The 11,601-nt window shown below is 38.1% G+C and carries 8 protein-coding genes and 1 pseudogene; 5 read left to right on the plus strand and 4 right to left on the minus strand.

The annotated features are described in order from the left end of the window. Window positions 1–314 precede the first annotated feature (314 nt). From MSMTP_RS03880 to MSMTP_RS03895, 4 genes and pseudogenes are all read left to right on the plus strand, one after another. Window positions 315–1,691: a mannose-1-phosphate guanylyltransferase/mannose-6-phosphate isomerase gene (locus MSMTP_RS03880; RefSeq protein WP_048177910.1), complete on the plus strand. Its 1,377-nt coding sequence runs from the start codon at window positions 315–317 to the stop codon at window positions 1,689–1,691. A 202-nt stretch (window positions 1,692–1,893) separates the two neighbouring features. After that, window positions 1,894–2,481 (plus strand): annotated as a pseudogene (locus MSMTP_RS03885) (UDP binding domain-containing protein); the annotation flags it as partial. Between the two features lie 73 nt (window positions 2,482–2,554). Beyond that, complete coding sequence (locus MSMTP_RS03890; RefSeq protein WP_048177912.1) at window positions 2,555–3,730, plus strand: polysaccharide pyruvyl transferase family protein; 1,176 nt, start codon at window positions 2,555–2,557, stop codon at window positions 3,728–3,730. 10 nt (window positions 3,731–3,740) lie between these two features. Next, the gene (locus tag MSMTP_RS03895; RefSeq protein WP_048177913.1) at window positions 3,741–5,054 is read left to right on the plus strand and encodes a Coenzyme F420 hydrogenase/dehydrogenase, beta subunit C-terminal domain; all 1,314 of its coding nucleotides are present in this window, start codon (window positions 3,741–3,743) and stop codon (window positions 5,052–5,054) included. A gap of 62 nt (window positions 5,055–5,116) precedes the next feature. Here MSMTP_RS03895 and MSMTP_RS03900 read toward each other — a convergent pair whose 3' ends face one another. The 3 genes from MSMTP_RS03900 to MSMTP_RS03910 form a co-directional block, all read right to left on the minus strand. After that, window positions 5,117–6,445 (minus strand): lipopolysaccharide biosynthesis protein, encoded by a 1,329-nt coding sequence (locus tag MSMTP_RS03900; protein ID WP_048177914.1) that lies wholly within the window; start codon window positions 6,443–6,445, stop codon window positions 5,117–5,119. 380 nt (window positions 6,446–6,825) lie between these two features. Then, window positions 6,826–8,076, minus strand: a complete 1,251-nt coding sequence (locus MSMTP_RS03905; protein WP_048177915.1) for a glycosyltransferase — start codon at window positions 8,074–8,076, stop codon at window positions 6,826–6,828. A gap of 52 nt (window positions 8,077–8,128) precedes the next feature. Then, window positions 8,129–9,124, minus strand: coding sequence for a glycosyltransferase family 4 protein (locus tag MSMTP_RS03910; RefSeq protein WP_048177916.1), 996 nt, complete (start codon window positions 9,122–9,124; stop codon window positions 8,129–8,131). A 203-nt stretch (window positions 9,125–9,327) separates the two neighbouring features. Between MSMTP_RS03910 and MSMTP_RS03915 the strand changes: the two genes are divergently transcribed. Then, window positions 9,328–10,275 carry a glycosyltransferase family 2 protein gene (locus MSMTP_RS03915; RefSeq protein ID WP_048177917.1) on the plus strand — a complete coding sequence of 316 codons (948 nt, stop codon included), beginning with the start codon at window positions 9,328–9,330 and terminating at the stop codon, window positions 10,273–10,275. Window positions 10,276–10,328: 53 nt separating this feature from the next. Here MSMTP_RS03915 and MSMTP_RS03920 read toward each other — a convergent pair whose 3' ends face one another. After that, window positions 10,329–11,456, minus strand: a complete 1,128-nt coding sequence (locus tag MSMTP_RS03920) for a glycosyltransferase (protein WP_048177918.1) — start codon at window positions 11,454–11,456, stop codon at window positions 10,329–10,331. Window positions 11,457–11,601 lie beyond the last annotated feature (145 nt).

An 11,601-nucleotide genomic window follows, 5' to 3' on the forward strand; every position in this document is an offset into this window, starting at 1 on the left:
TAAATTACAGGTCCAATACTAAATAAGTTTATATTGTTTATAATGTATCCATTTGAGTGGATATTTTGAAAAGGTGGATGCCCATCCAAAGGTTTTTAATAATTTTCTATCATATATCGCCCAAAAATAAGGATATTGTCAGGACATATCTATAATTCTAATATTTGGTGGGATATCTATATACTCAAGATTTCAACAACTTTCTTAAGTTAATCTGAATCCCTCGAAATTACCTTATTTACCTTAATTTACCTTTATTTACCTTGATTCGATGCTGAAATTTATCAATTTGTAAATCACTTATCATAGAGGAGATGAAAAGCATTAAGTCAATCATCCTTGCAGGCGGGTCGGGAACACGGCTCTGGCCCCTGAGCCGGGAAATGTACCCGAAACAGTTCCTCAAATTCGGCGAGAGGTCTCTTTTCCAGGACACGGTGCTCCGCTGCCTTGAAATTTCTAAAATTGAAGAACTTTTCGTGGTAACCAACGAAGCCCAGAAGTTTTTCGTGATGGGGCAAATCAAAGAAATTGGGCATGAAATCCCTTCCGAAAATATCCTGATCGAACCCGAAGGAAGAAACACCCTCCCCGCTATCCTTTACGGGATGAAGGAGATTGAAAGGATTTTCGGGAAATCCACAGTCGGGATTTTCTCCTCCGACCATGTCCTCGATAAAGCCGCCATGCAAACAATCTCCTCAGCAGAAGAACTGGTATCTGCTTCTCTCGTGACCTTCGGAGTCGTGCCCACCTTCCCTAATACAGGCTACGGCTACGTTAAACCTGCCGAACCTCTGGGTCCCGGCTACCGTGTTTCCGGGTTCCGGGAAAAACCGGGTGAAGAAACCGCAAAAAAGTACATCGAAGAAGGCTGCCTCTGGAACAGCGGGATGTTTCTGTTTGACACCGATCTCTTTTTTGAAGAAGTCCGGAAACATGCTCCTGAAGTCCTTTCCTGTTTTGAGCAGTTCGAGGACATTGCCGGGATCTACGAAAACGTGGAAAAAATCTCCGTTGACTACGGCATTATGGAAAAATCCGATCGAGTTGCGGTTGTCAGGCTGGACCATAAGTGGAGTGATCTCGGGAATTTCTCTGCAATTTACGATGAGTTTGAAAAGGACCTGGATGAAAATGTGGTCCATAGATGTGATCCCTTCCTTTTGAATTCTACCGGGAACCTAGTTCATTCAAAATCCGGGAAGATTGTTTCCCTTATCGATGTAAGTGACTTCGTTGTCGTTGATACCCCCGATGCCCTGCTTGTCTGCCCCAAAGAGAGCAGCCAGAAAGTGAAAGAAATCGTTACCGAGCTCAAAGACAGGGATGATGAAAGGGCGTATATCGGACAAAAAGTATACAGGCCCTGGGGGTCATATTCTCTGCTTGAAAACTCGGCAGGGCACAAGATCAAGAATATTGCTGTACTTCCTGAGCATAAGTTGAGCCTACAGATGCATTATCATAGAAGCGAGCACTGGGTTGTTGTAAAGGGAATGGCCTGCGTCGAGGTCAACGGGGAGAAATTCTTTTTAAGGCCAGGGGAGAGTACGTTTATTCGTGCTGGAGAAAAGCACAGGCTTTCGAATCCGGGGAAGGTTCCGCTGGAGATCATTGAGGTGCAGCTGGGAGAGCTTGTGGATGAAGGGGATATTGTGAGGTTTGATGATGTGTATGGGAGATATTGATGCATAATTCGAGTAAGGATCTGTAGCGAAATAACCTGTGTAATTTATAATTCATCGTATGTTTTTATTGGTTTGGTCGATGTCGAAAATCGTTAGGTCCATGGAATATATATATGCTATTTCGTTACGAGTCCTAAATCAAAATTATTGAATATTTAGATTATCAATTGAGGAATAATTTGTGGGACACGAGGAATAATTTGGAGGGCACTGCCTGATCAAGGACACCTACCACTTGGAAAGAGGGTTAAGATTCGGGAAAGGAAGCCTTGACTATCCCGAAGGTGCTGATTAGATCTACGTGCTTGCAAGGAAGGTCAATGACTTCATGCCTGTGCGTATGTGCAACCTGACTGCTGCAGCCCTTGAGAGGATCGGGAAATAAATTGAAGGGTCAAAAATTGCAATGCTTGGTTGGGCTTTTATTAATGATTCTGATGATGCAAGGAACACGCCGTCAGAGCCTTACAGGGATCTTTGCCTGCAAGTCGGGGCTGAAGTTGCAGTTCATGACCCTTATGTTGTGAATTACCCAAATGTAGAGATCTCGGATGATCTGAAAGAGGTTTGTGGGAAAGAAAATCCGGTTATTGTGGATGGAAAGAATGTGGTTAATCCGGATGAGTTTATTGAGAAAGGGTTTGTGTATAAGGGGGTTGGGAGAGGGGATAAGAATGAGCATATGATTAAATTATTTTTAATACCAAAGGATACAGACCTACAAATTAAAAACTGGAAGTTCACAAGAAAAAACGTGGATGAGAAAATGTCCAACTATTATATGGTATAATTAAGTTGCCAGGACAGTGGTATAATTAAGTTGTCAGAACACTAGGGCATAGACGGAGGTTAAAGTGGTCAGTATGATAAAAATATTAGCGACAGGCGTAAAAATAGAGGATAATTTTGGTGGTCCCTCAATACTGCATGGTCTTCAGGAGGTTTTAGCTGAACTTTATGGTAATGATTATGAATTAATATATTATCAGACAACCCCATTTAACGAATACTCGACACGCGATTTTAACTTTAAAATACGAACAATACCCTTTTCATTCAAGAATTTTGGCTTTGCTCTTCTGAGAAACAAAGAAATGAAAGAATTTATTCGAGAGGTAAAATCATCAGATATTATTGTAGATTTGTATGGAATTTGTTTTTCCGATAATTTAAACTCACAAAAGTTTAGTTATTTGAGGATGTTTTTTAATACTGCCTATACATTCAGGATATTAGCCACTGCAAAATTTTTCAGCAGAAAAACAGTTAAAAACACCTGTAGTTTTGGACCAATGAAAAGCAAATTGAACCAAAAGTCTGCAGCATTTACCTGCAACCACCTATTCGATGTAGTGTCTGCAAGAGAAGCGAAAAGTCTTGATTCTCTCATTTATGATGCAAAAGTAAAAAAAGAGATTTTTTTATCGCCAGATATTGCAAACATGATGACTTTCTCAAAAGATAACATTTTTGATGAGAAAAAGATCGGAATTTCTACTAGTCACCAGATAATCCGGCAATGGAAAGGAAAAACAGGGTATGTTGAATGCATAGTAAATTTATGTAGACATATTTCCCAGACATATGGAATATCGATTATTTTTATTCCCAATGAAGTTCAGCCGTTATCAGATGTGAATGATATTACCGTGTCGAGGGAAATCCAGGATAAATTAAAAAAAGAAGGTATTCATGTAGATATCATTGATTCGGCACATATGTCCAGCAAAGAATTAAAAAACATCATCGCATCATGTGAGGTTATTGTCGCAAGTAGATATCATTCATGTGTTGCTGCTTTGTCCTCAGGAGTTCCAACACTTGTTGTAGGATGGCACTACAAATATGAGGAGCTCCTCCACTGGTATGGTCAGGATGAATGGGGGATACCAACTGGTGAATGTACTTCAGAAAAACTGATCTCAACCTTTGATTCATTCTGGGAGAGCAGAGATGAATCTAAAAAGATAATTGCTGAAAAATATCGCGAAGTTCGAAAAGCAGTTATTGAGACTGGAAAAATTCTGTTTTCAAAGTAAGAGGTGAATAATGCAAATAGATAACATCTCTCATATTGCAAACAATGCTCTTTGTACTTCCTGCGGGGCATGTGCCGGTATCTGTCCATCAAATGCAATCGAAATAGTCACAAACACTTCCGGATATCTTGTTGCAGTTATCAACAATGAGTTATGTATCTATTGCGGGAAATGTGCAAAAATCTGCCCAAGCAATCCTGAAAACAATCCCTCTATTGAGACGGATGACATTTTTCATGGCGTATGTCTTGCAGGATATGTAGGATATGCAAGTGATAGCTCAATAAGGCAAAAATCACAGAGTGGTGGAATTGTAACAGCGTTATTGTGTTATCTTTTAGAGCAAAATAAGATCGAAGGGGCAATAGTAAATAACCTAAACTCACAAACAAGAAGGCCACAAGCGGTATTTGCTTCATCGAAGTCTGAAATAATTGATGCATGCGGGTCGTATTATACCCAGTCGTCAGTTGTTAAAACAATACTTGAACATTCTGATAAAAATACTGCTGCTGTTGTTTTGGGGTGCCAGGCAGAAAGTCTTCAATTAATTCGTGAAAATTACCCAAACACCACCTTGCCAAAATATAAAATTGGTTTGATTTGTGCAGGACAACATGGGGGTGACATGATTGATGATTTGATCGAACAAAGTGAGTGTGATACCAAACAAATATCGGGATTCCGGTTCAGGGACAAAAGTTATGGATGGCCTGGTGATGTTCATGTTACAACTTCAACTAAAGATTATTGGCTTCCAAAGGAAAAACGCTATGGATTAAAAAAGGTCTATGAACTGCATCGCTGTATAGCCTGTTATGATCAGATGAACATCTTCAGCGATATTGTCTGTGGGGATCCATGGGGAATCTCTCATAAACAACAACCTGAAGGGCATACAGTTGTTATTGCCAGAACAGAGACAGGGAAAAAACTTCTGGAAAATGCTGCAAGAGATGGAGCAATTATACTTGAAGAATTATCAAAAGAAGATATTTTTCGTGGTCAGACTGTTGATGGAAGGCATAAAACCAAATTCTATACTTCCCGTGAAATTTTCTATGAAAATAAATGGTTATTTCCGTATCCAGACAATTATTTTGAAAATATCCCATTTACACCTGTAAATATAATGGTTCGACAGAATTTAAAGGAGAGATTAACATATTCACGTGATTTGTATCTAACAATAGATAGTGAAGATTATCTCAGAAAAGTCAACTTGAAAAAGAAAAAATTGCAGGGGAATATAATTCAGAAAGCGATACGGAAAATGATGCCATATGCGGGAGTTATTCTCAGGAAATTATCTGTTATTAAGTAATTATTATCAAATATTTTTCATTTTATAGTTTGATTTTAATCCCAATTTAATTATTTACGAGTTTAGTTTTTAATTGACTGAGTGAAATTATATATTGCTTTTAAATTCAACCTTATCATAATAATATACATTATAGCGGTAATCATCGAGTAGACAATAAGTGTGGTTAAAACATCAACTCCAAATAATTTACACATATAAAATCCGATAATTACCCCTAAAGTGCGAGTAATGTCGAAAATGAGCTTCCAATTGTTATACCCATAAATATGCAAAAATGATGTTGGAGAGCAAACAAACCCAACCATAGCCATCAATGCTAATGGCCAACAATACCATCCTGCCTTTATCCATGCCCCTCCAAAAATGAACGGAACAACAAAGGGAGCACACAGCGCCGGGATCCCAATTAAGAAAACAGCAATAACCGACATGTGCTTAAGCGTTCCCACATACAGAGACCGCAGTCCCCGCGATCTCTCTCGAACCATCTTTGATGCTTCCCCGAGGTATGCCTGCCCCATTGAACCGGAAATAAAACTGCCTGGAAGCACTACCAACATCTGGGCAAGCGCATAAAACCCCACAACCTGTGAATCATAGAGCGCAAGCAGCATGAGGGGCGGAAGCTTCAATGACATGGTGTTCACGATAGAGGCAGGAAAATTAAATGCAGGAAAACTCCTGTATGTTTTTGCAACACTCTTCATGCGGCTCAAGGATATGTCTTTGAGGTTTTCCCTATCCTTCCTCCACATTACACGGGCAAGGGTGGTTATCCCGGCTATATGAGAGACAATATGCCCAAGAATCAATCCCAGTGGTCCGAAAGAGAGAATGCCAAGGAGGATCTTGCATACCGAACCCCCAACACCCTGATTGATCTTTGTGTAGGTGATCCTCTTGTAATCCCTCTGCCGGATGGCCCAGTAATTCAGCATGGTATAAAGGCCCATCCCGAAGAAACCAATGAGAAGAAACCAGGTATACTGCTTAATAGAAACCAGATCAAAGGTATTGATCAACAGGTCCCTTCCAAATAGGAGAATGAGTGTAAACCCAGTTGTTGTGATAAATAAGAGTATGAGACACAACCCAAAGAGATTTACTGCATCTTCGTCTTCTTCGGGGAGCCCATATGCAAATTCATAGCGAAGGGTGGCACCGATTCCGACAATTGCTAGGATAGATGAGTATACCGCAAGGACCCCCAGATCTGACGGGGTGTAGAGGCGTGTAATGATCGGCATCGTTACGATCCCGATCAACTGCGCAACCGCAGTGCCGCTGCCGAGGATAAATACGCCTTTGTAGAGCGGATTATTTAATATGAAACCGAATAATCGACTTGTTTTAGGCAGGTCTCTGTGATCAGAGATATATTTTTTCATGTTTTTCTCCCCTAAGCCTCAATACTTTCCAATGTATATCTTCCATATTCAATATTTTTGACTCAATTCCCTCTTCATTTTGATCAGCGGCGGTGTCGCGAATTTGCTATATATTCGAAGTCAAGTTTTTGTGTACTATAGGGAAAATTGATCTTCCGATATAGATTTTTCGACCCCACAACTTCTTGAGTTTTGTGATGTTACAGAAAAATCGGCACACTGCCCGCAATAATATTAAGAATATCGGACAGAGCGGAAAATTATTGATACATTTGTGTATATCTGCGGAAAGTGAGTTATATGTCATAAAATCAAATATGCAATTCTGGTACTGGTCTACCTGAAATTAAATTTTGAATATTTCGTAGATTATATTCATCTCATACAGTTTTTTCAAATAGGTCTGCTAGTTTTTTTGTAAGTCCCTCTCTCCTATATTTTGATATGTTTTCAAGTGAAAGTTGGGTCATTTCCACATTTTTTTCCCATAAATTGTACAGATATAGTAATTTTGCAAGTATATCCTTTTCATCGATAGGATTTGCAAATATGCCTGATCCAATTTCCTTTATTATATCTGAAGCGTCACTATCTTGATTAGCTAATGCTAAAATAGGTTTCTTGAAGGCGATATATTCAAATATTTTTCCGCTAGTTATTTGTCGAACGTTATTTTGTGATTCCATTATAAAAACTAGTGAGTCTGCCATTTTGAGATAACCTAGACTTTTATTGTGTGAGACATAACCTTCTAATTTTACGCAGTCTTTAATCCCGTATTTATATACTAATTGTTTATACTTTTCATCAATGTTACCTACAAGGTATAATCTTATTTTGTTGTATATTTCTGGGTTATCGGTTTTAAGCAAACAAAGAGCTTTAAATAGGTAGCTTGGATTTCTGGAAACACTTTGTAAAGATCCTGTGTAAACGAGATTAAAGTAGTTTTTTTCTTTTTTTACATTCTCTATTTTTTCCATATCTTCTGTATCAAATCCGTTAGTTATAGTTATAAATTTCTCCGGATGTTTTATGCTTCCAAAGTACTTTTGGAAATCTTTTTTCATTGATGGAGTTGCAAGAACTACTTTCTCAGAATGTTTTACACAAATTTTGAACATCAACTTTTCGATTTGATCTCTCCACTTCATGAGTGTGCGGACATGCCTCCTGGGATCCAGTATCCAGGCATCTCTAAAGTCAATTATCAAAGGTTTGCCTGTAAAAAATTTCAAAATGCATCCTATGAAATAACTTGAAAAAGGGTCCCCAGTAACATAAATGACATTAATTTTTTCCTTTTTAATTTGTTTAAATCCTTCAAAAACTGCAAATGGAATCCACCAAATACTGAAATCTGGGATAGAAATTACATAAATTAAGTGATGAATCATGTTTCTTTTTTTCGGGATTCTGGGTTGGAGTGTTCTTGTTCTGATTATATGTGTATCTGATGGAATATCTTCTAGCAATGTCTGATCTAAAACTGGGATTATTTGTTTTTTAGAAGTTAAAACAATTGGTTTCCACCCGTAAGTTGGCAGATACTTTACAAATTTTGCAGTTCTTTGTACTCCTCCACCTCCTTGGGGGGGGAAATAACAGGATATTATAAGAGCTTTTTTCATTTTTTTCACAACATGATTTTTATTTTATCCCCTACATTCTCTAAGTATCACTTTAACTCATTGACCTGATAGTTTCCACCAACTTCCTTTCTCTCTCTTCCGTATCAAATAGTTCCATAACTCTTTGCCTTGCAGAAGGCCCATTTTTAGATAAAAGTGCTTTTTTAATTGCTTCGGCTGTTGCTTCAGGATCTCCGTATGGCACCACAAATCCGGTATCTCCTGCAACTTCTGACATTGCCCCACGTTCTGTAATAACAGGTACACATTCACAGGACATGGCTTCAATAAGTGCGACGCCAAAGGATTCATAATATGAAAGTTGGCAATATACTTTAGCTTTTTTTAGCCACAATGCAACTTCTTCATGGGGTATTAAACCAGTAAAATGTACATTTGGTTGTATTTCTTTTAATTTTTTAAGAATAGGAATGTCATAATCCCCAATAACCACAAATTTTGTACTAGGAAATTTTGCAGAAGCTTTTACAAAAGTATCAATTCCTTTAAGTTTACACCTTGCATTTGTGGAATTCCCTATGGTGATCACAATATCTTCTTTTTTTTGATCCGATCTGAATTTATTGGTATCTATGCTATTATGTATGACTTTGAGTTTTTTAGGTTTAGATGTCTTCAAAATATCATTTTCACTGAATTTTGATACTGAAATGATTTTATCTGCGTTATTGAGTATATATTTGACTCTTTTGGCAAGTACTGGCTCTAACAAGGCTCCATACCTTATCTCTGGTTCACAGGCGACTTCAAATCCTCCGATAACTACAATAGATTTCTTTCCAAGCAACTTAGCCAGTTTTACCATTGCATAAGCATGATTATTAGCAAACCATGCAAAAGCTACATCAGCCCATAAGATCTCTCTAACGATACTGGTTACTAATTTTATTTTTTGATACAAATTTGTTTTTTTTCTCCCCACATCTATACATCTGGTGTCAAAGTTGTTTTTGAGAATTTCTATGTCCTGTTGAATAAATGAATGAGTCCCAGCATGTACGAATATAACTTTCTTTTTTTTTGCCATTTACAAATCACTTAACTTTATATAATTTTATACAAATGGTCTTCTTTTTGCCATCAACTTTCAATTCCCAAGGTTCAAAAGTTGTTTCTTCTAAGGTTTGGTTATCTTATACACAATTTTTTTATTTACAATTGATGTATTTCTTCAAATGAAGATATGCCTGTTAAATATAAATATGTGATATCCCTACTTTAGTGATTGTAATGAATGATATAACTTTTGAAGGTGGTTTCAAAGAAACTTCTGAACTATTGAATTGTATTTCAGTGATCATTCCTGTATACAATGATTTTTCAGGGCTAAAAGACACTTTGAAGAGTTTAATCGCTCAAAAGTATCCTTCAAATCAATTTGAAATAATAGTTGCTGATAATGGTTCCAGCGATAGCACCTGTGATGTTGCCAGGGAATTTATGGAAAAATGCCCTGAAACTGTAAAACTAGTAGTCGAAAACACAATACAAAGTTCCTATGCTGCCCGAAACAAAGGCATACAAATCGCTAAAGGATCTCTCATAGCTTTCGTAGATGCCGACATGACCGTAGAGAGGGACTGGCTATCGAGAATCAACGCCTCAATGCACAAAAACCTGGCCGATTACCTGGGCTGCAATGTGGAAATTTATTCTGAGAGTGAATCTATCTGTGCGCTTTATAACAAAATGGCAGGTTTTCCTGTTGAAGAATACGTTGACAAACGCCATTTCGCTCCTACCTGTTGCCTTGTGGTCCGGAGAAATGTTTTTGACGAAGTTGGTTTTTTTGATCCTAAATTAATTTCCAGCGGGGATTATGAATTCGGGAACAGGGTATATTCCTCGGGTAGAAAATTGTACTATGATCCATCCATAATAATGAAACATCCTGCTCGAACTTCTTTCAGGCAATTGATTAAAAAGTCTTTCCGAGTGGGGAGGGGCTTTTACCAGTTGTCAAAATTTTATCCAGAACTCCACCGGAATATGTACAGAAACGCAAATCCTATGAATAAATCAGGCAGTTCCTGGAAACTGTTTACTTTTGGAAAAGGGAATGATATCTGGGACTCTGCTTCAATTCCAATGAAGATTGCTTTTGTTTTAATTGACCTTGCAAACAAGGCTGTAAAGCCTGTTGGGCATTTTTATGAAAAATATAAAGGTACAAACTGAATAAATGTTTTTTTTCCATTTTTGCCTTTCAACCTTTCTATCTAAACTTCTTTTTATACGTTCTCCCTATCTATCGCCTTCCAGATATGCACCCCTTTAAACATATACCTCAAACTAAACAGAAGGTATATCTGGTGCCAGATGAAGGAAGATACGAGATTCGAACTGCTGATCCCGGATATAAGTGCAAGCGTAAACAGAGCCAGGATCCCAACTCCGTATATCAGACTTATTTTTGCAGCCAGGTACGCCCATAATATAACACTCGTAAAAAATGCGGCCGGGGCTATGAAAAACATCAGAATCCTTAAAGGAAATACGATAAACCCGAATTTCCTTGAATTCGAAAATGCGAGATCAAGATTGTAAAATGTAGCCTCAAGCAGTCTTGCAGATCTTCTAAGTTTCTGCCTTCTCTGCTGCCCGAGGTCTTCCGTGATATATTCATAAAACTTCGCGGCTGGCTCATACAGGCACCTGTATCCGTTACGAATGATCCTAAGTGCCATTCCGGCATCCGACGCCCCATGGGTTTCGGGGATTGGAGAAAAGGCTTTTTTCTTAAGAGCTATGAGGGGGCCGTTAAAACAGTAAGTGGAATCGATCCCACTTTCCCAGGTGCACATCTTGCCGTAAACCGAACGATAGGCTTTTTCCGAACCTGTGGTGAATGAACTCTTTTTAATTACGGGTTCAAGCTCGCCGCAAACCGCTCCGATTTTTTCGTCACTTAACAGCCTTCCGATAGCATAGTCAAGGGCATTCTTTTCAAATACGACGTCTGCATCGGTTGTAACCACTATCTCGGTCTTTGCTCTGGAGACCCCCAGGTTTACAGATGCGTTTGTGCCTGTACGTTTTTCTTTTACGATGACTTCTCCTGAGATCCCGTATTCCTTAAATGCTTTTTTAGCCAGTTTTACAGTATCATCTGTTGACTGGTCGTCTACCACGATAGCGTGGATAAGCTCTGATGGGTAATTTATATCTCTCAGGTTTTTTATTCTGTTTTCAATTACTTCACTCTCGTTATATGTGGGAATTGAAACAGTGATTCGCGGGTAATTTTTAACTTTTACCGGTTCAGGTTCTTTTGTAATCAAAACCGCAACTATGTAAATAGAATAAACTGTTATGGGTATCAAACTTGTGAAAAGAGTGAGCGTTAAAAGCGAGTTCATATCGTCCACTTCAATGCATCAATAATATATATTTTTTAACCTTGTATCACAAAGTTTATAAATAACCTTGTTTCTGAATCTGAATGTATTATTTTCATGCATAAAAACCCAATAAAATGAATGTTTTTATAGATTTAATTCTAAT

Origin of the sequence: Methanosarcina sp. MTP4, from assembly GCF_000970045.1 — an archaeon.
In the GTDB taxonomy this organism is placed as follows: domain Archaea; phylum Halobacteriota; class Methanosarcinia; order Methanosarcinales; family Methanosarcinaceae; genus MTP4.